This window comes from Lactobacillus taiwanensis, from assembly GCF_017894345.1.
Lineage (GTDB): Bacteria > Bacillota > Bacilli > Lactobacillales > Lactobacillaceae > Lactobacillus > Lactobacillus taiwanensis.
On the sequence record NZ_CP059276.1, the window covers coordinates 1,607,458 to 1,631,975 of the forward strand.

Genomic DNA, 24,518 nt, shown 5'->3' on the forward strand with positions numbered 1-24,518 from the left:
TATTCTATTTTTTTAAGATTATCTTTTCTTTATATAGGATTTGCTGAATGCGTTCACAAATGCTACTTTTTTTAGTACAATAATTTCAGTATTAATATTTACAGTGAGGGATTATTAGTTATGTTGAAATATATGATTGGTATTGACGCAGGTGGTACTCACTCTACGGCAATCGCTTATGATGAAAATGGTAAAGAATTAGGTCGTGCAGAATCTGGTCCAGGTCAAATCAACAACGACTACGAACTTGGTATTAAAAATATCGCTCAAGCAGTTAATGAATTGCGTGATAAAATTGATGGCGACTGTATTAAAGTTTTAGCCGGAATCGCTGGTTTATCTGTTGTTGGTAATGCACCTGAAGTTGCAGCAACGATTTCTTCAATGGTTGGTAATATTCCAACTCGTGCTATTACTGATTCACTTCTTGCCCTTTATAATGGACTTGAAGGAGCAGATGGTGCTTTAGTTATCGCCGGTACTGGTTCTGTTGTTAATGGTCGTCAAGACGGCTCTTTAATCGCTGTTGGTGGCTACGGCTCTTTACTTGGAGATGAAGGTAGTGGTTACGCTATTACTAAGGCAGCTCTTCAATCAGCTCTCCTCAGCTGGGACAAGCGTGAAAAGAATTCATTAATTGATTTATTCGTAAAAGAATTTGATGTTGACAACATGGGGGAAGTTCCTGCTAAATTCTACAACTTAACCAGTCCAGAAGTTGCTTCAAAGGCTGTTAAAGTAGCTAAGTTAGCAGATGGCGGTGATGAGGATGCACGTAAGATCATTGAAGATCAAGCTCATCTTTTGGCACGCGATATTATTATGTGCTTAGACCGTTACGAAGATCCTAAACCAATGCGCGTTGCCTTGACTGGTTCCGTTCTTTCAAACAACGCTATGATGCGTTCATACATGGAAGCAGAAGTTAAAGAAAAATACCCAGATGCAGTATTCAGTGTTTCAAACGGTGAAAACGCACGTGGTGTAATTTTTGACAAGAGTAAAGATTACCGCTACTTCACTAACCATAACGATGATGAATAAATAAATTAAGACACGTAAAAACACCTTGGAATATTTCCGAGGTGTTTTTTTATCTATAGATCTTTATACATTAATACGTGTTCTACACCGCCTTCATCAAATATGTCACCTTTAACTTGATAGCCGAGACGATCATAGAAAGGTTTTGCGATCATTTGAGCATGGCAGTATATTCGATTAACATTCTTTTCTTTTAAGTACTCATGAACCGCATTTATCATCTTGCTTCCCAGATGCATTCCTCTTGCATCTTTTGAAACTACAACTCGGCCCAAATACCAATCTCCATTTTCATCTTTAAAAATTCGACAAGTAGCTAATGCATTATCTTTTCCGTCATTTAAACTAAAAACATGAATTGCATGAAAGTCTTCATCATCTATTTCAGGTAAAGTGATTTTTTGTTCACTAACAAAAACCTCACTTCTTAGTCTTTCGACACAAAAAGCCTCGTATCCAGTCATTTCATCAATTGTCTTAAAACAGAATTTCATTACTTCAACCTCTTAACTAAAATCAAATCTGTCTGTGGATCTTCTCCAACCACAAAAGTGTGTTGACTAATTCTTTTAAAACCATCTTTTTCGTAGAAAGTTTGGGCTTGATAATTTTTCTCCCAAACCCCAAGCCACATATTGTCCTTCTCTCTTTCTCTAGCTATTTTCTCAGCTAATTTGATTAGAACTAATCCTAATCCTTGATGTTGAAAAGATTGCTTCAAGTATATTCTTTCAACCTCTAAAGCATTAGCAACCACCTGTTCTGTTTGAGCATGACCTTCATTCACCTTTAGATAGCCAGCCACTTTATTATCTACAGTTAAAAAGTAAAAACTACTATTTGTGTTTTCAACTTCATCTTTTAACTTCTCTTCTGCATATGCTGTATTCAAAAATTCTTTCATATCTTTGGCACTATTTTGTGATCCAAATGTTTCTAAAAATGTTTGTCTTGAAATTTGTTGTAATTCTTTAATATTGTCTACTGATACTTCTTTAATCTTATATTGTGGAGTCATTTTAGTATTTCCTCTTTCCACCATTCTTTACAAAATTCCAGTTTTCACGTGCATTTTTCTCAAGGATGCTCAGATATTTTCGTAATTGAGCCTGTTCATCGTTAGTTAAGCCTTTTGTTACTAACGTATTTGAATAGACATTTTCTTTTTCTATTTCTTCAGCTAATTTTTTACCTGCATCTGTTACAAATAGATGCTTAATTTTCTTATTAGTTTCATCGTCTTCTTTAAAAATAAGTCCAGCTCGTTCAAGTTTTCTAACTCCGCGGGCCGTCGTTGTACGATCAATATTTAATAATATAGCTAGTTGATCAGATATAATCCCTGAGTGTTCAAAAACTCGAGTTAAATATAAGTATTGGCCGCGATTCAATTCCAAATCTTTAAACTCAATATTCGCAATTGAATCTAAGGCCCGTGAAATTGAGCCAATTTTCCTCAAAATATCTTCTTCTGCCATCTTTCTGTCTATCCCCTCCTATTTGTTTTTTCTAGTATATTTTATTATTGTCGCATTTACAACAATAATAAAACCGATTGTTACACCATTTGATTTCTATGCTAACAATAAGTAAAATCTATCTGAATAGTTAAATAAGGGAGATTATAAAATGATTTTAAGAAATATCGGAATTCTTCTAACAATTATTGTAGGAATTGAACATATTGGAATTATGTGGTTAGAAATTTTTGGTAAACCAGAGCTTCAAGCAAAATCTTTTGATATGGATATAAATTTTGTTAAACAAGCTGCTGCTAAAACCGCCTTAGCCAATCAAGGTATCTATAATGGTATGCTAGGACTTTTAATTCTAATTGTATTTTTCTTCTTTAGAATGCCAACTTTAATCACTGTATGGCAACTTTTACTTGCCTTTGTTATAGTTGTCGCTATCTTTGGTGGTTTTACAGCAAGTAAAAAGATTTTTGTTGTTCAAATGCTGCCTGCACTAATTGCCTTCATTCTTCTGTTCTTCTAAAAATATCTATATAAAAAATGAGGATTGTCATAACGACAGTCCTCATTTTTTACTTAATATTCTGTTTTTATTGATTCCAAGCACTTTGGAACTTAGTCTTACCAGCATCAATTTGTGAATTCCAGCTTTGACCTTTCTTTGCTTGTGCAAAGATGTTTTGCAGAATTGAATTCAATTGAGTGTATGCGGCATTACTGTTCTTAACTACAGGAACACTGTATAAGTTCTTCATTGCTTTGTCTAATTGAGCAGGAACCTTAGACTTAGTTGAGTTCTTGTAAGCACTAGAATTAATTACATTGTTAGTTACAGGGATGTATCCAGTCTTATCAGCCCAAGTTAATTGTTGGTTCTTACCTAACAAGTACTTAATGTACATGAAGGCTGCTGCCTTTTGCTCTGCAGTACCCTTATTAAACATGTAAATATCAGTACCTTGTTGCATGTTGTACTTAGAAGGACGAGGAGCAACACCATATTGGAACTTGTTGCCAACACCCATCTTAACGAATCCTTCACCAGCACTAGTACCTACAAACATAGCAACCTTTTGGTTAGAGAAGTCACCAGAAAGGTAACCAGCTGAACCAGCAGTCTTGAAGTAACCAGCTTTAATACCATCAGCATAGTAGTTGATTACTTTCTTAGACTTAGAACCAGTAAAGTTGATGTTCTTAGAGAAGTTTACGCCTTCATCCTTCATACCTAAAACGTAGTAGTTTGAAAGTGAATCGAATCCAGCACCAACAACCTTGTGGTTACTCTTTTCGTAAATCTTCTTAGATGCTGCCTTTAATTCAGACATTGTCTTTGGCACTTTAACACCATATTTATCTAATAAATTCTTGTTATAAGTCAACATTTCAACAGATTTATTAAATGGAATACCATATTGAGTACCTTTAATTTGTGCACCCTTTAATAATTCTTCACGGATGTCACTCTTCTTAGCTGATCCCCAACCAATCTTACTGTTGTTAATGTAAGGGGTCATATCGACTAAACGTTTGCTATTAGCGGCATTTAAAAGCCAGCCAGGATAAGCTTGAGTAATCGTAGGCAAGTTATTTGGTGATTGCAAAGTTGAGTTAATCTTTGCTTGTAAGTCATTATACTTACCTTGGTTTTCGAGCTTAACAGTAATGTTAGGATTCTTCTTTTCAAAATCCTTAGTCAAGCTTTGTAAAGTCTTTTCCTGAGTTCCAGTCATACCATGCCAGAAAACAACAGTAGTTTTCTTGGTAATCTTAGTTGGAATATCAGCTGACTTACTGCTTGAGCTATCATTACTCTTAGAATTTGAGCAAGCAGTAGTGCCTACAAGGGCTAAAGCAGCAACTGCAACTGCTGCAAATTTTTTAGTGAACTTCATATGTTCCTCCCAATAAAACAAACAACAAAATAATTTTTAATTTTAGCTAAGCGTAAAAGCTTCTCCACGCTTAGGTAAAATCCGTTCTCCAAATGGGTTTTCTTCTAATTCAGGATGCAATGTGTGCACTGGAGCCAAGATTTTTGGCTCAAAACCCGCAATAATTTCTTTTAATTCAGCTACATCCGCATGTCCTGAACAGCGCAAAGTTACTAACTCAATTCCACGCTTTTCAATATTTTCAATAAACGGAGCATATGCTGGATCAAAATCCCCTAGTGGCTCAGCATTACTATGAATGTATAAACCACCTTCTTGTAATTGGTCATAATGATCAACTACTTGCCAGAAATATTGATGATCGTCTTTTAAAAGATCTTGATAATTTACCTCAAGATTTGGATCGAGCGCATCAATTTTTTCATCTTCTGGTAAGTAGTAATAAGGAACATCCTGCTTTAATGCTAATTTTAATAATTCAGCACGTTTAGCATGAAGTACTACTTTTCGAGGCGAATCTGAAATAATTCTCAAAATTCGCTCTACATTTGTAGGATAAGTATTAAAAGTTAACTGACGCTTTGGATTATCTTTTTGGTATTTAACTACTCTTTCAGTAAGTTCAACCTCATTCTTAACGCCTTTGAACTCTTCACTATCCTCTTCGCTACGTTCTGGCCATGAAACACCAGTACCTTCGATAATTAGCATATCACATCCCTTACCGGCCGCCATAAATTGACGCACCCAATCGGGATGATAGCCATGCAAGCGAATATCCCCAGTATGAACGATTGTTTTATCAGGTGTTTCGATGATTAACCCAGTTGCTCCGTAAGCATCATGATCACTAGGAACAACGGTTAAAGTTATATCTCCAACTTTAATGGGTTGGTTTAATTTAGCAGCAATTATAGGACGAGTATAATTCTTGGGCTTATTAGCTGCTGGTAATAGAAATTCTCCATCCCGATTCAACACTGGTAACAAGGCCGCAGTTAATGGACCAGCATATAATGGAATCTCTGGCGCTAAAAGATTCATAGCTTTACTATGATCTAGATGAAGGTGAGAAATGTAAGCTGCGCTGTGCTGCCACCGTTCATGATCTATCTCTTTTCCCGTAATCTTTGGATCATAGAAATTCGGCACATCACCAATCAATTGATATTTAAGAAGAGTTGAAAAATCTTCATCTTCCATTTTTAGTCCGAGTTCTGGACGGTACACTTCTCCTAAATCAAATAATACATGTGACTTATCATAAGCTACTTCAATCATTGGGCCGCCAATAGTCGTTAACCCATTATAAAAAGTAACTGTCGTTTTAGGCTTTGAGGTCATTACGTACTACTCCTCGAATAATTTGCTTTCTAAAAATGAAGTAAACCATTAAAACAGGTACTACTGTTAAAGTCGCTGCTGCTAGTTGAAGTTGCGTTTGAGCACCTGCATCAGATGCAAAGGCAGCTAAACCATTATTCAATAAGCGCATCTTGTCTTCATTTGTTACCAATAATGGCCATAGGAAAGAGTTCCATCCTGAAATAAAGCTAAGCAAGGCAACAGTAATTAAACCACCTTTAGACATTGGAACCAGAATCTTCCAAATATATTCCCAGTCAGAAGCTCCATCAATCATGGCTGCTTTATAAATTGTTGGTGAAATTGCTGTGAAGTAGCTTTGTAAATAGTACATATAAAAGATAGAAGTTAAGAACGGTAAAACCAATCCTAAATATGTATTCAATAAGCCTAAATGAGCAATTGTATTGTAGTTGGTAAAAATTATTGCTTCTCCCGGAACCATTAAGAGTGAAAGAAAAATTAACTGAATAAATCCTTTTCCCTTAAATTTTAAGTTGGTCATTGCAAATGCACCGAGAATTGAAGTAAACAATGTAACAATTGTTGTAGTTGCTGCTGTAATAAATGTGTTTAAGAAATATCTTGCAAATGGTGCTTGCTCAAATACTTTTTGATAGTTACTCCACCGCAAAGTCTTTGGAATTAAAGTTGGTGGAATAGTAGTAGTTTCCTGATAGGACATTAACCCACCTAAGATCATATAAATAAATGGGAAAACAGTTATAATGCCAAAAATTCCAATGAATAGATAGACAAAAATCATTCCCCAACGTAGTTTTTTCTTCTTCATTCTAACTGTTCACCTTTTTCATTAATTTTCTCTGTAAGAAAGTTACGAACAATATAAATAGGAACAAGACTACTGTTGCAGCCATCGCTACACCAGGTGTACCAACAATTTGGAATTTATTATAGATATAGTAAACTGCCGTCATTGCTGAATTACCTACACCAGCTTGTCCATTAAATAATGCATAAACTTGGGTATAGATCTTAAATGCCCCAATTAAGTTAACAGTTAAAAGAAAGGCTAAAGTTGGGACTAACTGTGGTACTGTTATACGCCAGAACTTTTCCCTACTTGTTGCACCATACATATCAGCTAAGACATAGTAATTTGGTTCAATGTTTCTTAACGCACCCATCAGGATAACGATGTTAAATGCCAAAGATGACCAAATACCAAAGATAATCAATGAAACAAGACTTAGACTCGGATTATCTAGCCAATCAGGTTGTGGTAAATGAACAAGTTTTAATAAGAAGTTCAATAAACCGTATTCACCATTAAAGATATAGCGAAATACAATTCCAATTGCGATCGTACTTGTAACATATGGCATAAAAAACATAGTTTCAAAGAAGGCAGTATGTTTAATCTTTGAAAAGATAAACCATGCTAACACAACAGAAATTATTAAGGCAATTGGTACAGCTAAAAATGAATAAATAGCCGTATTCATAATTGCACGCCAGAATTCTGGATCGCTAAAAATATACTGATAGTTAGAGAGTCCATTAAATTGAAGATCAATTAATGGACCACCCTGAAAACTCATCGTAAAAGCACGTAGAATTGGCCAAATACTAAATACCGTAACACAAATAATGGCCGGTGCTAAAAATAACCAAGCTTTTCTCTGATTATCTTTCATTAATAGATTCGCTCCCCATCTGGCTTAAATAAGTAAACGCGGTCTAAGTTCATCTTAAATTTCACGCTATCTCCCGGTTTTATTTCTTGCTCTAAATCAATCAATGCACGCTGATTTGTTCCAGCATGAGTAAATTTCAATACTCGTTCGCGCCCAATTAATTCGACATCATCAATTACTTCGGAAAGTTCGCCTTCATCACTTAACTTTAAGTTTTCAGGACGAATACTTAGTGTATAATCTCCGTCTACTAAGCCGCCTCTAAATTTTGTACTATCTAATTTTTCAACTGGAATTTCAAAGTCTGTCCCACTAATCTTCTTGTCTGTTACCTTCACATCAAAATTATCAATTACGGGATTACCAATAAAGTTAGCAACAAATTGGTTATTGGGCTCAAGATAAAGGTCTTGTCCCTTATCATCTTGTTGAATTACTCCGTTATGGAAAAGAATAATCTTATCACCAATTGAGAGGGCTTCTTCTTGATCATGTGTAACGAATAAAGTAGTAATTCCTACTTCTTTAACCAAATTACGAATCTCTTCACGAATCTTTAAACGTAAGCGGGCATCTAAGTTACTTAATGGTTCATCCATTAATAAAATTTGTGGTTCTTGCACTAATGCACGTGCAATCGAGACACGCTGCTGTTGTCCACCAGAAAGATTGCCCGGTTTTTGATCCGCTAATTCTTCAATATGAGTTAATTTCATAAATTTTTGGGCAATTTTTTCAGCTTCATCTTTTGGCTTCTTGTTCTTTCCCACTGTCATTGGAAACATTACATTCTGTAAAACAGTCATATGTGGGTATAAGGCATAATTTTGGAATACATAGCCAATATTACGATCTTTTGGCGCAACATTAAGAAGAGACTTACCATTTACAATGATGTCTCCACCAGTCGGATTCAATAGTCCAGCAATCATATTTAAAGTTGTAGTTTTTCCACAACCACTAGGACCCAACAAGCACACTAAGTCGCCCTTTTTTACAGAAAAGCTGACAGACTTAATTGCTTGGTAACCATTCTCATAAGTTTTTTCTAGGTTATTTACCTGAATGAATTTATCTTCGTTCATATATCTCTCACTACTACATTTAGATTTAAATCATATTACATCTCAAATTTTATGATAAAAGCAACAAAATCACAAATATTTTTTCAATAAATAATTCGTACTTTGTGAATTTTCGCTGCTTTTTTGTGGATAAGATGTGGATAATAATATCGTTTTAGGAACAATATATCTATAAAAATATAAATAGATCGTATTTTACCTCTTGCATTTTTGGGATTTCTTCTTGGAATCTGTTTTACTAACATACAAGATAAAGAAAGTCGAACAATAAAAAACACTACATCTTGTGCAGTGTTTTTTTAAAAAATTACAAATTATCGCCACGTTCAAATTGAAATTTAGAAGAATTTAGTGCTTGTCTCGTCAAATCACTTATCAATTTCTTAGTTTCATTAGTAATATACGCAGCCGTTTCAGCATTAGCAGCCGTTAAATACTTAGTTTGTTCTTTTCCAGACAATTCTCTTGCTTTCTCATCGATTGCTGAAATACGGCTAACAGCGTAACTTTGACATTCATCTCTAAAATTGTCAACTTGGTAAATAAACTGATGATATCTTGGCTCTACCAAAACTTGCAAACTCTTATACAACCAATATGCACTAGACTCTGGAGTAACCATATGACTAGCCATTTGATAATTTAATGGTGTGTCATTAATATTTATATAGAAAGGTACGTAAGGACTATAAGCATAAAAACCAAAGTTAACCCATTGAATCCCTGCTATGTCCCGAGGAACGTCATTTCTAATTTGCAAAATACAGCTAGATTGATTTCGATCTAAAGCAATTGATCTAAACATCTTTTGCTTCTTATCATCGCCAGAGGCAAAAGATCCCATTGGATCATATTCAGTACCGTTATAATGACTTGACAAAAAGAATTCTATGTCCTCTACACCAATCTTCTTTTCTGGTTTTCTGATAAAGGGCATCTCTTGACTTAAGGGATCTTGTTCAATACTTGGATTAAACAACTTTTGACCATACCAGGTTCTTGGAGTGTTGTAATAGCTATCAGCCTCAGCTTTAGTACCAAAAATATCTCTAAAACTCCACTTACCGTCAGTACTTGGATTCAGATGATTCTTTTCTACAAATTCGCGAATTGTAGAAGCATACATAAAGTTATCATGATCATCGAAATCAATATCTTGAATCACCATGATATTAGGACAAATTGCATAAGAGTCTTCTGGAATTCTTTGGGCTACCCATTGATGACCAGCTCCGGTTTCAAAATACCATACTTCATTATGATCAGAAAATGCAACACCGTTACTTTCACCAGTACCATATTTTTCAATTAATTTACCTAAACGTTTCACCCCTTCGCGAGCAGTTTTAACAAATGGTAAGACAAGGTAGACCATTGAATCTTCATCTACACCATTTTCTACTAATGGATCATGTCCTAAGCAACGAGCATTGGTCGCTTCAGTTTCTGTTGCGGACATTGCGACGTTATACTCATTAATTCCCTGTTCATCCCAGCGGCCTTCTGATTCATCAGCTGTCGGCGTAGCAGTCCATCTGTAGCCATGTCCTTCTAAATGAAGTTTTAAGCCATTATATTTTGAAACATATTCTTCATCATAGTCTTTTGCTTCATGTACAACAAAAAGCTTTTCATTAATGCCGCCATACCCGTCTTCATCACGCGCAATAATAGTTGAACCATCTATCGTAGCTTTTTTACCTACAATCATGGCCGTACAATTATCTTTGCTTTTATTCATTATTTTCTCCTAATTAGTATTAAAAATTAATTATTGATTAACTACCATATTACGATCTATTTTAGCCCTACCATTATTATAATCAAATACATAATCTGGCTGAACGTTAAAAAGATAAACATTAAAGTTTAAATTACTAGTTAAACTAATCGCCTGTAAGTTAATCCCGCGTGCCATTAATTCGTTTCCTCTAAAAATTGGCGTTGCTTGAAAAATAACTTTATTTCCTTGTTTCAAGGCATTTCTTACTTTTCCTTCAAAGATGGTCTGAATCTTTTGATTAGAAAAAGCAGTTTGCGTAAATAAATTTTTAGGATTATTTTGATCTCCTGACTGATTGTTAGGATTATAATTTCCATCTTGATCAATCCCGGCTGAAACAGAATAAGCAATTAAATGTCCACGATTATAAATCTGCGTTCCGTTTTCACGATTAGAATGCCAAGCAGTAGGATTAATGAACTGTCTTACTCGCAATGAGTCATTCGCTACATTCTTTGGTTCTAAAAAAGCGGTATTTGAATGTGAAGTTCTATTCAAATTATCTAAATTAGAATAAATTACCTGATTTACTTTCCAGGCATTTTTAATCAAGGTCGATTTATTGTTATTTACATATACGTAAGCCTTATCTCCACTTTTAAAATTCAAATTAGCGAGCTTTTGGTAATCTGCATTGGATAAACCACCATAATTAGTATCAGCAGTCGTAGCCTTATTCACTACCTGCTGAGAACTATTATCTTGCGTTTGATTTGAATTCTGTTGAGGAGAATGTAATTTAAACCAACCACCCCAAAGGATAATTATGATTGCCAGCCCCCAGCTAGCTACTGTGTTTTTTTGCTTTTTTCGATATTTTCTTCTTTTTGCCATTTATAAATTCCCCTAACATTATTTCTTTCAGTATAGATATTTGAACGTACGTTTGCAATGTAATTAATAAGTTTTTACTAAGCCAGACTGTTACAATAATCTTGAAAGATTTATATAAATAGAAAGAAGAATTTATACATGGAATACTTTAATTTAAATGATGGCAATCGAATTCCTAAGATCGGCTTTGGAACTTATAAGTTAAATGGTTCACGTGGAGTTTTTGCAATTCAAGCTGCATTAAAGAATGGTTATCAGCTTCTTGATTCTGCTGTTAATTATGAAAATGAAGGTGCAGTTGGTCGTGCTATTAAAAATAGTAATGTTAGCCGTGATAACATTTTTGTAACTTCTAAATTACCAGGTCGTCATCATAAATATCAAGAAGCCTTAGAACAAATTCAAGAATCCTTATACAGTGCGGGACTTGATTACTATGATCTTTACCTAATTCACTGGCCAAATCCCAAGCAAAACCACTACCTAGAAGCTTGGCAAGCTATGATTGATGCACAGCGTCTGGGATTAATTCGTTCAGTTGGTGTTTCTAATTTTGAACCTAAACATATTGATTACCTATATCGTGAAACTGGAGTTATGCCTGCTGTTAACCAAATTGAACTTCATCCTTACTGGTCAAGTAAAAAAATACGTAACTACGATGATCAACACAACATTATTACAGAAGCTTGGAGTCCACTTCAACGAGGAGGAGAAGCTTTTGAAGAAAAAGAAATTATTGATTTAGCACAAAAATACCATAAGACTCCTGCCCAAATAATTCTACGCTGGGAAACTCAAATTAATGTTGTTCCAATTCCAAAAGCTAGTTCTTATGAACATCAACTCAGCAATTTAAATATTTTCGATTTCAAATTAACTCCTAAAGAAATTCAAAGTATCATTGATTTAGATAAAATTTCTGCAAGACGATTTGATCCTAATGAACACGAAGAATTTTAGTAAAGTAGGAGCCTTTTATGCAAGCAATTCTAAATAAACGAGTTTCAAAAATCGCTTTATTTTATGATCTCGTTTTTGTCTACATGATTTCTAAGACAACTGAAATACTCCATCATCTCGAACATGGATTAGTATCTCCTACTTCATTCGCTTTATTTGCTCTAATTGTAATTATTTTTATCAATTCTTGGATGGTGCAAACTGTATTTACGAATCGATACGGTATTGGTAGCTGGGCTGATATTACCTTTTATTTTATTGATATGATGATTCTGCTTTATATGTCTAATTCATTTGATACCAATAATTTAAAAGAAATGAAAGTTCTATTTATCTCCGCTGGTTTACTATCGCTTACTTTAGCAAGCCACTATCTAATTAACTACTTCCAAGTAAAAAACAATATAGATAAAAGTATTTCCCGGGCATTTTTCTTAATCTTAATATTTAGATCTATCACCTTAATCATTGGAGGGATTCTTGATAATACACCTGGTTTTGCCCTAGCAGTTATCGGAATCATTTTTAGTTGGTTAATGCCATCCTTAACTACTAAATATACTATTAAACATCCAATTATTTTTCCACACTTACTCGAACGACTAAATCTCTTAGTTATTATTATCTTCGGCGAAACAATTATTGGCATTGCGGATTATTTTCGTCCCAATACTTTTTCATTTTACTCAATCTTTATCTTTTTAACTGTTGCTTTGCTCTTTTTCACCTACGCCTTACAATTCGATAAGTTAACCAATGAAGACCAAGACGACGTTACAGGAAATGTTTTAATTTATTTACATTACTTGATCATTTTCGGAATTAGTCTAATTACAGTAAGTATTAAATTTATCCACGAGTCTGATGCTAATTCTTGGTTTGCAGTACTATGTTTATATTGCGGAATTGGACTATTTTATTTAGGTTTATTCTTTTCAACTCGCTATAATAAACTACAATTCAAATTAAAGAAATCTACTATTTTTATTTTCTTTACAACTACTTTAATTGGCACAATATCTTGCCTTATCTGGTCAAGCTTTGAAGTAATTACAATTCTTACCTTTATTATCGTAGCAATTAATATTAGTTGGTTAGTTCACACTACTATCCCACACATCAAAAAAGGAATCCTGTTCTAGGATTCCTTTTTGGTTAATCATTAACTACGTGCCCAATTATCAAGAACATTTAAAAAGAACTTTTCAGCCCAAGTTCTAATATGCTGCCCCTGCTTATTAAAAGCTCTCGCCTTATTCAATTCAGTAATATCTGTTCTAAAGAAATCATGATCACCTACTAAAACATAATCAGTATCTTGACCAACTTCTTCTTGAATAAAACCACCTAAATTTTTTACAACATTTGCTAATTCATCTTCATCTACAGCTAAATCACCAGCAATGACAACATTCTTGTGATTAAAGGGACTACGAAATACTTGTGTCTGCTTAACCATATCAGGCCATTCGCTTGTTAAGTCTAAGGTCTTAACTGCTTCTTGTGCTCTTAACATATGATCTTGCTTAAATAATCTATGAAATTCATCAAACACTTTTTTAGTATCAAGACAGTCGTCTAGGCCGCGATGTTCCTGTTCTTCCGCAATATTTAATCGATGCATACAGTCAAGCAGGCGATTATGCCGTTCTTGAGGATAAAAACTACGTGCGAGACGATATACATCCACATAATCATTATTTAAAACTGTTAAGTGATACTTTTCTGCTAAGTCATAAACAAAATTCAAATCAAAGTTGACGTTATAACCCACAATTGGATCACTACCAATGAATTCACGATACTTTTTAATTGCTTCTTGAACTGGCAGACCTTTTTCTTCAATTGCCGCTTCATCAATTCCATTCAATTTCGTAATAAAAGCAGGAACTTTATTACCATCAGGAAATTTTACCAATTCTGAAAAAGTTGCTACAACTTCACCATGACGAACTTTTAGTCCTCCCATTTCAGTAATACGATCACGATATGGGCTAAGACCTGTAGTTTCTACATCAATTAAGGTGTAATTTTCTGGAAAACTTGGTTTTTCAATTCCTTTTTGACGAATTTTTTCTTGAGCAGCTGGAATTCGCAAAACACCTTGAATAACTGAAATACTCATTTTATACCTTTCATTAATTAGAAATTTTTTCAATCACTTCAGGAAGTGCCATCCCTAATCCAGCACTTCTTTTTTGAATAGAGTCAGGTAAGTCATCTTGACTTAAATCTGCCGCTATATAGTGCCAATCTTTAAATTGTTCTACTAATTTTACCATTGGATCAAGAAGTTGAGGACTAGTTGGATCGACGCCCAACTCCAAAACTACAACTTTCTTAGTTTGGTTTCTTGTTAAAAACCAACGAAATCTAGTATTAGCATCTTCATCCGGGAAAAAGTGAGCATTAAGCGGCATATGAATTTCCATTGGTGAATCACAATCTTCACATCGTGGAATTTCACCCTGACCATTAATATATCTCTTTACTACTGAAAGATCAGAATAAGTGCCATGATTTAAACCACTAGAACACTGCATTCTGGTCCAATCGCCAAAAACATCAAAAATCTTTTCTCGGTCAAAGCCAGCCTTTTCAAAAAAATGTCCAAAGGTACTAGTAGCAATAAAATAATTTTTATCAGTCAATAATATCTTTAATTCTTTCATTGATTTGCTCGGTTCATATTCAACTGAATATTCATTGATTAACTGACTCCAAAATTGCCATTTTTCATCCCAAGAATCAAAGTTTTTATCTAATGCATCCGCAATTGTTTTTACATAGTATTTTTCGCTGATTTTCTTATATTCAATCGGAAAGGCCACATCATCAAACATATCAAGACCTTCCATTTGTGCAAAACCATTACCTGCTGTAACAATTACAGCATCTGCTTCAGCTAGCCATTTTTTTATTTCTTCAAAATTCTTCATGATCTTGTCTTCCTCTTTATTTTTCGGAATATCCTATTAGGCGCAGTTGCCCATTAACATATTCTCCTAAAAAGATATCATCAGTACTATTATAACCAGCTTTTGATACTTCTTGTTCAAGCCAAGCATTGGATTTATGGATTAAGTCCAAAACATCTTCATTGATCTGTCCATCACTAATAATTGGAAAGCGAATATTTGCCTCATCGTTTTCAATCACTGTTAATTGACCATTCTGTTCAAAAATACAATTTTTAACTTTTTCAACAGAATAAATTCCTCGACTTCGAAGTTTAAACATTAATTCATTCGCAGAAATACCTGCTTTCATACAATTGCCTACTAAAACATGTCCATTTTTTATTACTTGAACTGGTTTTCCATCAATTAAATTACGAATCCAATTACTATGTTCTCGCCCAAACTTTAAAATAAAAACTACCAAAGTCCAAACAATTAATACTAATAAAAATTGCATAATAGTGATATTTTGATTATAAATTAAGCCACCAATAATTCCACCAAGCACATAATTCTGTAATTGATCAAGAGCAGTAGTTGGAGCCAAATTACTTTTACCAAAAACATTAATCTGAATAATCAAGGTTAATATCCCTAAAGCAAATTTAATAAATAATTGTGTATAATCCATTTCTGACCTACTTCTGTACATATGCATGATGATCAATTACGTGAGCACGATTTAAAGTATAACTGTTATTGTCTTCATTCAAATTCAATTGATAATCTTCATTTTTTGAATCGATTCGAACAATCATGCCATTCTGAAGTGTTGTTGAACTAACCATTACATCACTTTCTTTTACATTTGCATCATCGGCAACTGACTTAATAAAAGGAACAATTTGAGCTGCTTTTGATTTTTGCTCATTATTTTGCAGATATTTTTCATATTGAGTACCTGTAAATAATAATAAAAATAAAAGTGCAATTATTCCTAAATCTCGATATCGAGTATTGAATCGATTGCGTAAATATAAAATAGCAAAAATAATCATCGCGCTAGCAGCTACAATCATTAAAATATATAAAGCTGTCCGGTCTGTATTTTGATGACTTTGAATATAATTTATGGTATAAAAATTCATCTCAACTAATACTTTCTCTTTAAAGGACTTTCATCACGATGATTGTTTAATAGCACATGTTGCTTAGCAATTTCGACTAAAGTTTTAGCTAAAAGTGTCATACTTTCAGTCGTTACATATTCATATGGTCCATGGAAATTTGCTCCACCATTAAATAAATTAGGTGTAGGAATTCCTTTTTCTGAAATAAAATCACCATCTGTTCCACCACGAAATGGAATAACTTTAGGCTTCAGTCCTAAAGTTTTATAAGCATGTAAAACTAAATTTACAACATACGGATGCTGCTTAATTAAATCACCAGGACTACGATATTGGTCATGCATTTTTAAACTAACTCGATTTAAGCCATATTTTTGATTTAACTTACCCACCAAGCCTGTGACTAACTTTTTCTTTTGCTCAAAACTATTCGTATCAAAATCACGAATTATCAGCTGAATTTCAGCATGATCAACATTACCGATATTAGATAAAATCATAAAATAACCATCAAAGTCCCTGCTATTCTCAGGCACTTCACTGGCTGGTAATCCCTGGATAAATTCACTGGCCATTAAAGCTGCATTAACCATTAAGCCATATGCTTCACCTGGATGAACTACAGTCCCATGGAAATCAACAGTAGCTGCTGCAGCATTAAAAGTTTCAAAAGCAATATCACCTGGGTCTCCGTTATCTAACGTATAAGCAAATTCAACTGGAAATCGTTTTACATTAAAACGAGCTGCACCTTTACCAATTTCTTCATCTGGACCAAAAGCCACCCAAACGTCCCCATGTTCAATACTTGAATTTTCTTTCAAAAATTTAAGCATTCCAAGCAAACCAGCAATTCCCGCCTTATCATCAGCTCCAAGCAATGTGCTTCCATCAGCAGTAATTAAAGTTTCTCCTATATGCTTATTTAAACTAGGAAATTCACTTGTTGATAAAATGCGCCCTTCCTTTAAAGAAATGTCTTTTCCATCATAATTTTTATGAACTTGAGGCCGAATATTTTCTGAATTAAAATCTGCAGTATCCACATGTGCCACAAAACCAATTGGTGTAACTTCCTTATTAGTTGTGCTAGATAACTTTCCTACTAAATATGAATCTTCTTCTGAAAAAGAAATATCTGTTAAGCCTAATTTTTCTAATTCTTTCTCAATAATTTTAAGCAGGTCAACCTGTCCAGGCGTTGTAGGCACAGCCGTGCTTTGCTCATCAGAGCGAGTATTTACTTTACAATACTCAACGAATTTATCTTGAATATATGATTGATCAATCTTAGTCATTAAAACCACTCCCTAGCTATTTTTAATTATATTTTAAGGAAAAATAACATCCTGTCAATTTCCTACAATTCAGAAGCTCCACTTTCTGCGTCAATTTGCTGATTATTACGATACACTTCACCATTTGGATTATCGGGATCATTTATCAATTTCTGTCCTGTTTCTTTTAGATAATATTCCACCAGTGGATAAATGTCCTGAATACTTTCATTAATTCCGATAAAGCGATGCTCCTTATTATAAATAGCTCGGTAACTATCCACCATAAAACGCTTTTGTGTATTAGTTTGATCCGCAAAGTGCAATTCTTTTGCTTCACCTGTGCTCAACTTGTGGAAAATCTCTGTTAATTGTTTCTTTTCATCTTCAGTTTTAGCTAATGCAGTAATATTTTCTCCAAGCTCCGGCGGATTATAATTCATTTCCGGCAGTTGCTTATAGTATACAAATTCTCCGAGCTTATTAAAGCTAAGCAGACTGCTAGGAAAAGATGCTAAATAATCATTTAAATCAGACACTTTCATTAAGCCTGCATTTAATTTGACATAGTCATCATCATTTACAGCCTCTTGACCATTTTTTATCCAATTTTCATTCATCTTATCTTTCACACCTCATAAACAAAAAAGCATGTCGAAGTCGACATGCTAATTTTAACTTATTTTTGATTATTATTAATTTTTAATAGACTTTAATCCTTCACGCTTTCTTCCCATATTGAACCATGGTGAAACAGTAAAGGCTAAAACATCATTAACAACATAAATTAAGGAGTTAACAGCCATTGCTAAAGTTGCATCTCCCTGTGCATAAGTAATGCCCCAAAGAATTAGTTGAAAAATTCCGCTGGCAGTCCACCAGAAATATTGGTTGTTGTATCGTAAGAAACACATAATACCAGCAGTTAATGAAATTGCAAAACTGATAGCATCGATCCAAGGACGTGGATCATTAGTAAATTTACCGATTAAGTAGCCAGATACAGCGTAAACAACTAATGTACCAACAATAGCAACAATCCATTCTTTAGTACCAAACTTACGTAAGTGGTTTTTAGTATCATCATTCCAAGATCTAACTGAAATAATAACTGGTAAGTCTAAAGTTAAAATATAGGCAATTTGTTCAAAAATTGAAAGATAATTCTTAGCAGCTAGTCCTGCATAAATGAAACAAGCTGCTGAGATTAATCCTAACCACCCATTAATTGCTTTCGTTGCATTAATAGCTAAAACACATAAGGTCCCAAGCAATGTACCAATAAAAGTAATTACTGTTAAAGTAGTAATCTTATTTTGAATCAAAATAGCTAATTGGAAGCCAAAAGCAAAGAACCAAAGCATATAATTTTGAACTGGCCAACCGTGTAATTGCTTAAAAAGCCAAACGAAGTAGTTATCCTTTCTTTCTTTACGATCTTCCTGTAATGATGTGGAATTGTCCATTTATTAACTCCTCTTTCTTTATATTAGGTCACACAATATATTGTGCCTTATCCGCATTTTTTCAAAAAAGCATCTGTATCTAGTATAGTAGTTAACAAATTGAAAACAAGAGTTTACAATTTTCGTTAAATATGCGGGTAGGTGTCATTTAAAATCCGGATAGCGCTTTCTTTATCTTGATAATCATCTTCACCTAAATTTTTATATAATTTTTTGTCTTTATGATTCAATAAGCCACGTATTTTTTATTTTTATGTTTAATTTTTTAGGTCGTTTTTTTACCTTTAGCTTGTCTTTTTCCTTACTAGTAACAGACTATTTTCCTTATCTAATAATCCATTATTTAAATATGGAGTATAATGTTCTTTTAGAAAGCTAAATGTTATTTTATTAAAAAACATTCACAATCGAGGAAAGAATAAAAATGGAACATAAAAATGATTTATTTTTTATTACTAAACTTAATGGGAAGGAAAAGTTTAGTTTTAGAAAAATTTCAGTTGGATTAGTTACTGTTGCTTTAGGTACCATCTTCTTTTTAGAAAGTGGACAAACTGTACAAGCCGCGGATCAAGCTAATAACGATTCTCAACAAAATACAACTATTAATCAAAACTCTGTCAATCCTGATAATTCTCGAACCTTAACTATTCAAAAATCAGAAACGGCAAATACTGCAAACAATACTACAGTCTCTCAAAACAATGAGACTAATCCTTCATATGAAAATAATTCTAAGCAAAATACGACCAATAATTTAAAAAATGATAAACCAACATTACAACAAGAAACTACGGCTCCAGTACAGATTACAGGAAGCTCAACCAATACTTCTCTCATTGCTGACGTAACTCAAGGTAGCTTTAACGTTCATGTTGCTAACAATTCAAGTCATCCAATCATTATCAATCATAATCAGCAAGTCAACATTTCAGTAGCAGATTCTGATAACTTGCTAAAATTTGATGTTAATGCAACTAAAATTGGCAATTTTGATGTTGGCGTTAATAATAATTCCGGTACTAAAGACTTCACCTTTACCTATACGGGAAGTGACAATGGTGTTTTGTCTGGTTTTGATGCAACTTTTCCATTTGTGGCAGTCAATTCAGCTGCCCAAGCATACCATGAACAAAATGGAGCATATCCGGATTTCAATTTACCAATTACTGTAACTTTACCTAATAGCCAATCTTATACACAAACTCTTCCAATTAAAATTAATCCTTATGAAGATAAAGTTGTAAAGGGTGAAATTTTACACGGATTTATCATGGGGCCTAAAGTTATTTGGACACCAGGTCAAGATGGTAATCCTGGTACTAACGGCATATATACTGAAAATGGTGCAAATTATACCGGTCCTGAGCCTAGCGCAGCAGCCGACATTCCAGCTGACCAACAAAGAGATGCTCGCTTAATGCAGTATGGAATTGACTGGAACTATGGTTCAGTTGCTAATGGTAATTCTCCATTAGATCCTTTATACAACGTTTTAGTCCATATTAAATTTAGCAACCATCAAAAAATTCTTCCATCAACTATTAAGGTGTTTAAAATTCCCAATGATATAAAAATAATCAATGCAGATGGTCAAAGAACAAATATTAACGATTACTATAATGAGATTATTAGTCATCAACCAAGTTTAGAAGATACTAATTTTGAAAATTTCTTAAAAAATTCAATTTATGATAATAATCACCAAATTATTATTGATCAAACGGGCCCCTTTACTGTTAACGGCCAAGATTATTCTGAGAAAGGCCCATATTTCATTCAGCTAGATACACAACTTGATACTAACTATATTCCATACTGGATTAATAATCCTAACGATGGTCCATCTATCACTACCCCAATAAAAAACGAATGGAATTTAAATGGTTCTGGAACTACTAATTCTTTTGTTCAAACTTATACTAATTTCAAGTTTGATCCAAAAGTAGACTTAATGGTTAATATTTACTTTATTGATGAAAATACTGATCAGGAAATTGCCCACACTAGTCGAGAGATTATTACTCCTCCTAATAGTTCAATAACTAATCCGACTCCAAATATAATTAAGACCCTTGAAAGTCAGGGTTATAGAGTAGATGAAAGTGCGACTAAAGGTCAACATAGTGTTAAACCTTTACTCAACTTTGATCCAACTAAACAAAACTTTATTAACTACGATAATGACAATATAGATGTTTCAAATGATTCATTAAAATATTATGTTTACCTTTATCATGGTATCAGTGCTAAACCAGAAATACAGACATCTTCAGTAACTGAAAAGATTAATTATGTTTACGCTAACGGAACCAAAAACGGTCAACAAGCAGCTGCTCCCTATAGTCAAACTGTTACCTACACTCGTCAGGGAAGTAGAGATCTAGTGACTAATGAAATCGCTTGGGATCCCTGGAAAGCTAATTCTTCGTTTGATGAAGTAATTTCTCCAAAAGCTGATGATTCAGCCTATACCTTAGTTGCACCTACAAGTATTCCAGCAATTAACTTAAATATTACTTCTAAGGGAACAATTACTACTCAAGATAATGTTCCTTTAGATTACACCGTAAATTATTATGCTCCAGAAAAAGCTACTCTTCGTTTCTACGACGATACTGATAAAGAATATTTAGACAATTATTTAAGTCAAAATAATCAACCTACTTTATTAAGTGATAATTATACCAATCCAAGTGATGGATCTTCTAAACAAACCATTTCATTTATAGGTGCTGATAAGATTGTTAACTTTTTAAACAGTAAGTATTACAAATTTGCTGGTGTTAGTGGTATTGGTTCAATCAATAATACCGACTATTCCAAGATTTCTTATGGTGATTTTGATGACGATGAAACTAAAGATCAAGCTTTTGTTCTTCATTTCACTCATGAATTCAAACCGATTACTGAGGATAAAACCATTTCAGAACAAGCTATTCTTTATGCAGAAAATGGTCCTAAACGAGGGCAAACTTTTGATACTTTGAATCTAGGTGATATTAACTTCACTAGAACAGGACAAAAAGACTTAGTTACTAACCAAACTACTTGGGATAACTGGACTGTGGAAAATAATAGTAAAGTACTCTCACTCCCTGCTGTAATTTCGAATGTCTACAAAATTAATCCACAAAGTATTACACAAGTAGCTCCTACTTCTAAGAAATTTGAAATTAGTAATAACCAAATCTCTCCTTTGAATTTTGATGCAACTAATGATCAAAGCTTAATTGCTAGTCTTGAAAACAATAGTACTTATTCAGTCAAAGTTCCTTATGCACTCAGTGAAAATATCACTGTAACTTATATAGATGACACTACAGGTAAAGTCTTAGAAATTAAGAAATTATCCGGTGAACCAAATACTAGCGCTAATTATTCTACTAAAGACACAATTGATAAATATTTGTCTCAACATTATGCTCTAGTCTCTGATTCAACGAACCAACAAAATCTGATCTTTGACAATGACGAAGAGCCTAATGATCAAAATTACGAAGTTCATCTTACTCATAGATTTAAAGATTTACGTAATTCTCAGGTTGTTACTGAAACTATTATCTATATGTATGACAATGGCCAAGAAGCTGCTCCAAACTACACTTCTTCAACCAGCTTCTCACAAACTGGTAAACTTGACTTAGTAACTAATGTTAAAAGTCTGAAAAAATGGACACCCGATTCTAATGTTTTCAAATTAGTTGAATCTCCGATTATTGCTGGTTATACTGCTGATCACAAACAAATTGATCAACAAGTTGTTTCTCATGGTAGTTCTGACTTATTATTTAAAGTAATTTATACTGCCAAACTTACTAAGCCCGTTGAGCCTACTAAGCCCGTTCAACCTACTAAGCCTGTTCAACCTACTAAACCGGTCGAGCCTACTAAGCCTGTTCAACCTACTAAAACAGTTGAGCTTACCAAATCTGTTCAACCTACTAAACCCATTCAATCTGCTTCAAAAGGTAAAATACCTCATCAGAATAATGTAGTTGTCTCAATAAAAGAAGATAAGCAAACCATCTTACCTCAGACCGGAACTAAAAAGAATAGAGCGAGTCTCTTAGGATTGTCTTTCAGTGCCGTATCCCTATTGCTAGGCTTAATCGGTAATGATCTCAAACGGAAAAAGAAAAATTAAGCTTTAAGAAATTGTTCTGAGAAAGTTCAGAAACAAAATATCCTACTAAATCAAGATTTATCAATCCTGAAATTTAGTAGGATATTTTTTATCAGGTAGGCAGATTCATACATTACTCTTTGAAAGCATTTTACTAGCAAAAACTGAATTTCTTTCGCTATACTTTTTAATTAATAGCTATTTTTGAAAGGATATCATATGATTAAAGAATTCAAAGAGTTTATTTCACGTGGTAATATGATGGATTTAGCTGTTGGAGTTATTATAGGAGCAGCTTTTACAGCAATTGTAAATTCCTTAGTCAAAGATTTGATTAATCCTTTGATTGGATTATTTATTGGGAGAATTGATCTTTCAAACTTAAAATTCACAGTTGGTGAAGCCACATTTAAATACGGTAGCTTCTTAAATGCTGTGATCAACTTTCTAATTATTGCCCTAGTTGTCTTTTTCTTAATTAAATTAGTTAATCGACTAACCCCTAAAAAAGAAGTGGAAGAAGACGATCCAGCTCCAACTAACGAAGAAATATACCTTCGCCAAATTCGTGACTTATTGCAAGAAAAAAATAAGTAACTACGCATAGTGGTAGTTAAAGCGTTTTAGCTATCATTTACAAGTTAGTTTTAAAGATTTAGTCATAGTTTGTCGTCGTTGGTATAACTTATACGTTCCTGGTAAATTTGCACATCGACGAAATTTTAAGCATACTAGGATTTCTGACAGTTTTCTCCTAGCTTTGCTCATTTGGCAAGCCAAAACAGAGATTGAATCACAAGATGAATCAAAACGTTGATTTAAGCGGACAATTTTTGATTCTTGACAGCTTTCCAGTACCTGTATGTCAGTCGATTCGTAATTATTGAGCCAAAATATTTCGTAGCTATGCGGATATTAGGTATAAAGCTACTAAGAAGATTTACTATTATAGCTTCAAAGTACACGCAATTGTCAGTGGCGATGATTACATTCTTGATTATGTAGTTACTAAAGCTTCCGTGCATGATGCTAAAGAAACGGTTGAGTTAATGAGGACGCCCATCCAGCCAATCGTTATCTCCTTGCAGATGAAGGCTACTTAGGTAAAAGATTACATAATCAGCTAAAAGAAATGGGCTATATACTTTGGACGCCTTATCATAAGAATATGGCAGAGGCCAAGAAGCACAATAATCATCTATTAATGGCTATTCGTAGAACAGTTGAAAGTGATTTTTCACTTTTAACATATTATAATGCTGAAAATAATCGAACTCGTAGTCTAACAGGATTTTAAGTTCGCCTAGAAATTGCCATACTTGCCTATAATTTAGCTTATTGTCTAGAGAGATTTAACTAGTACCACGTGTGAATATATATTAAAAGGTATTAAAGGAATGTCCACTTCAAAGAAAATAATTTGTTTATTTTGAACAACAATTTTTAATGTCCAAGTAGATCATATAAATTTGAATTCCTATGTATATTTTAAAATTTGTTAGTTCAAGGTGTTTTAC

23 protein-coding genes and 1 pseudogene are annotated in these 24,518 nt (G+C 33.6%); 7 read left to right on the forward strand and 17 right to left on the reverse strand.

The annotated features are described in order from the left end of the window. Positions 1-120: 120 nt before the first annotated feature. Positions 121-1,044: a BadF/BadG/BcrA/BcrD ATPase family protein gene (locus H1A07_RS07950; RefSeq protein WP_094498199.1), complete on the forward strand. Its 924-nt coding sequence runs from the start codon at positions 121-123 to the stop codon at positions 1,042-1,044. A 53-nt stretch (positions 1,045-1,097) separates the two neighbouring features. Here H1A07_RS07950 and H1A07_RS07955 read toward each other — a convergent pair whose 3' ends face one another. Genes H1A07_RS07955 through H1A07_RS07965 form a run of 3 tightly spaced genes read right to left on the reverse strand, consistent with a single transcriptional unit; the run spans position 1,098 to position 2,522 of the window. Next, positions 1,098-1,538 carry a GNAT family N-acetyltransferase gene (locus tag H1A07_RS07955; RefSeq protein ID WP_210144869.1) on the reverse strand — a complete coding sequence of 147 codons (441 nt, stop codon included), beginning with the start codon at positions 1,536-1,538 and terminating at the stop codon, positions 1,098-1,100. Next, positions 1,538-2,062, reverse strand: coding sequence for a GNAT family N-acetyltransferase (locus H1A07_RS07960; RefSeq protein ID WP_244974117.1), 525 nt, complete (start codon positions 2,060-2,062; stop codon positions 1,538-1,540). Before H1A07_RS07960 ends, H1A07_RS07955 begins: the two co-directional genes overlap by 1 nt. A 1-nt stretch (position 2,063) precedes the next feature. Next, positions 2,064-2,522 (reverse strand): MarR family winged helix-turn-helix transcriptional regulator, encoded by a 459-nt coding sequence (locus tag H1A07_RS07965; RefSeq protein ID WP_210144871.1) that lies wholly within the window; start codon positions 2,520-2,522, stop codon positions 2,064-2,066. Between the two features lie 151 nt (positions 2,523-2,673). Here H1A07_RS07965 and H1A07_RS07970 point away from each other — a divergent pair, with 151 nt between their 5' ends. Further along, entirely contained in the window at positions 2,674-3,042 is a 369-nt protein-coding gene (locus tag H1A07_RS07970; protein WP_057718222.1) for a DUF1304 domain-containing protein, read from the forward strand. 67 nt (positions 3,043-3,109) lie between these two features. Here the strand turns inward: H1A07_RS07970 and H1A07_RS07975 are convergent, their stop codons facing one another. From H1A07_RS07975 to H1A07_RS08005, 7 genes are all read right to left on the reverse strand, one after another. Then, positions 3,110-4,414 carry an extracellular solute-binding protein gene (locus H1A07_RS07975; protein ID WP_210144872.1) on the reverse strand — a complete coding sequence of 435 codons (1,305 nt, stop codon included), beginning with the start codon at positions 4,412-4,414 and terminating at the stop codon, positions 3,110-3,112. A 42-nt stretch (positions 4,415-4,456) separates the two neighbouring features. After that, a complete protein-coding gene (locus tag H1A07_RS07980) occupies positions 4,457-5,758 on the reverse strand; it encodes an MBL fold metallo-hydrolase (RefSeq protein ID WP_094498194.1) in 1,302 nt (433 codons plus the stop codon). After that, a complete protein-coding gene (locus tag H1A07_RS07985; protein ID WP_210144873.1) occupies positions 5,742-6,572 on the reverse strand; it encodes a carbohydrate ABC transporter permease in 831 nt (276 codons plus the stop codon). Before H1A07_RS07985 ends, H1A07_RS07980 begins: the two co-directional genes overlap by 17 nt. 1 nt (position 6,573) lies before the next feature. After that, complete coding sequence (locus tag H1A07_RS07990; protein WP_210144874.1) at positions 6,574-7,437, reverse strand: carbohydrate ABC transporter permease; 864 nt, start codon at positions 7,435-7,437, stop codon at positions 6,574-6,576. Beyond that, positions 7,437-8,522 carry an ABC transporter ATP-binding protein gene (locus H1A07_RS07995; protein ID WP_094503020.1) on the reverse strand — a complete coding sequence of 362 codons (1,086 nt, stop codon included), beginning with the start codon at positions 8,520-8,522 and terminating at the stop codon, positions 7,437-7,439. The genes H1A07_RS07990 and H1A07_RS07995 overlap by 1 nt, the downstream gene beginning before the upstream one ends. Before the next feature lie 307 nt (positions 8,523-8,829). Continuing rightward, positions 8,830-10,263: a C69 family dipeptidase gene (locus H1A07_RS08000; protein ID WP_210144875.1), complete on the reverse strand. Its 1,434-nt coding sequence runs from the start codon at positions 10,261-10,263 to the stop codon at positions 8,830-8,832. Between the two features lie 30 nt (positions 10,264-10,293). Then, on the reverse strand, positions 10,294-11,139 hold the full coding sequence (locus tag H1A07_RS08005; RefSeq protein ID WP_210144876.1) for a DNA/RNA non-specific endonuclease: 846 nt from the start codon (positions 11,137-11,139) through the stop codon (positions 10,294-10,296). A 138-nt stretch (positions 11,140-11,277) separates the two neighbouring features. Between H1A07_RS08005 and H1A07_RS08010 the strand changes: the two genes are divergently transcribed. After that, a complete protein-coding gene (locus H1A07_RS08010; protein WP_210144877.1) occupies positions 11,278-12,102 on the forward strand; it encodes an aldo/keto reductase in 825 nt (274 codons plus the stop codon). 17 nt (positions 12,103-12,119) lie between these two features. Beyond that, positions 12,120-13,244, forward strand: a complete 1,125-nt coding sequence (locus tag H1A07_RS08015; RefSeq protein ID WP_094498188.1) for a low temperature requirement protein A — start codon at positions 12,120-12,122, stop codon at positions 13,242-13,244. Positions 13,245-13,264: 20 nt separating this feature from the next. On the opposite strand, the gene H1A07_RS08020 is transcribed toward H1A07_RS08015, so the two are convergent. The 7 genes from H1A07_RS08020 to pnuC form a co-directional block, all read right to left on the reverse strand. After that, the gene (locus H1A07_RS08020; RefSeq protein WP_210144878.1) at positions 13,265-14,227 is read right to left on the reverse strand and encodes an exonuclease domain-containing protein; all 963 of its coding nucleotides are present in this window, start codon (positions 14,225-14,227) and stop codon (positions 13,265-13,267) included. 13 nt (positions 14,228-14,240) lie between these two features. Then, positions 14,241-15,041: an SIR2 family NAD-dependent protein deacylase gene (locus H1A07_RS08025; RefSeq protein ID WP_210144879.1), complete on the reverse strand. Its 801-nt coding sequence runs from the start codon at positions 15,039-15,041 to the stop codon at positions 14,241-14,243. A gap of 16 nt (positions 15,042-15,057) precedes the next feature. Continuing rightward, the gene (locus H1A07_RS08030; RefSeq protein WP_094496718.1) at positions 15,058-15,693 is read right to left on the reverse strand and encodes a DUF421 domain-containing protein; all 636 of its coding nucleotides are present in this window, start codon (positions 15,691-15,693) and stop codon (positions 15,058-15,060) included. A 7-nt stretch (positions 15,694-15,700) separates the two neighbouring features. After that, complete coding sequence (locus H1A07_RS08035) at positions 15,701-16,150, reverse strand: DUF3290 domain-containing protein (RefSeq protein WP_057718211.1); 450 nt, start codon at positions 16,148-16,150, stop codon at positions 15,701-15,703. A 5-nt stretch (positions 16,151-16,155) separates the two neighbouring features. Next, positions 16,156-17,430 carry a peptidase T gene (gene pepT / locus H1A07_RS08040; protein ID WP_210144880.1) on the reverse strand — a complete coding sequence of 425 codons (1,275 nt, stop codon included), beginning with the start codon at positions 17,428-17,430 and terminating at the stop codon, positions 16,156-16,158. Between the two features lie 62 nt (positions 17,431-17,492). Continuing rightward, entirely contained in the window at positions 17,493-18,029 is a 537-nt protein-coding gene (locus tag H1A07_RS08045; protein WP_210144881.1) for a PAS domain-containing protein, read from the reverse strand. Positions 18,030-18,104: 75 nt separating this feature from the next. After that, a complete protein-coding gene (gene pnuC, locus H1A07_RS08050; protein ID WP_057718208.1) occupies positions 18,105-18,875 on the reverse strand; it encodes a nicotinamide riboside transporter PnuC in 771 nt (256 codons plus the stop codon). 424 nt (positions 18,876-19,299) lie between these two features. Here pnuC and H1A07_RS08055 point away from each other — a divergent pair, with 424 nt between their 5' ends. The 3 genes and pseudogenes from H1A07_RS08055 (at position 19,300) to H1A07_RS08065 (ending at position 24,361) form a co-directional block, all read left to right on the forward strand. Continuing rightward, on the forward strand, positions 19,300-23,022 hold the full coding sequence (locus H1A07_RS08055) for a mucin-binding protein (RefSeq protein WP_210144882.1): 3,723 nt from the start codon (positions 19,300-19,302) through the stop codon (positions 23,020-23,022). A gap of 198 nt (positions 23,023-23,220) precedes the next feature. Continuing rightward, the gene (gene mscL / locus H1A07_RS08060) at positions 23,221-23,598 is read left to right on the forward strand and encodes a large-conductance mechanosensitive channel protein MscL (RefSeq protein WP_210144883.1); all 378 of its coding nucleotides are present in this window, start codon (positions 23,221-23,223) and stop codon (positions 23,596-23,598) included. A gap of 64 nt (positions 23,599-23,662) precedes the next feature. Then, positions 23,663-24,361 (forward strand): annotated as a pseudogene (locus tag H1A07_RS08065) (IS982 family transposase). Positions 24,362-24,518 lie beyond the last annotated feature (157 nt).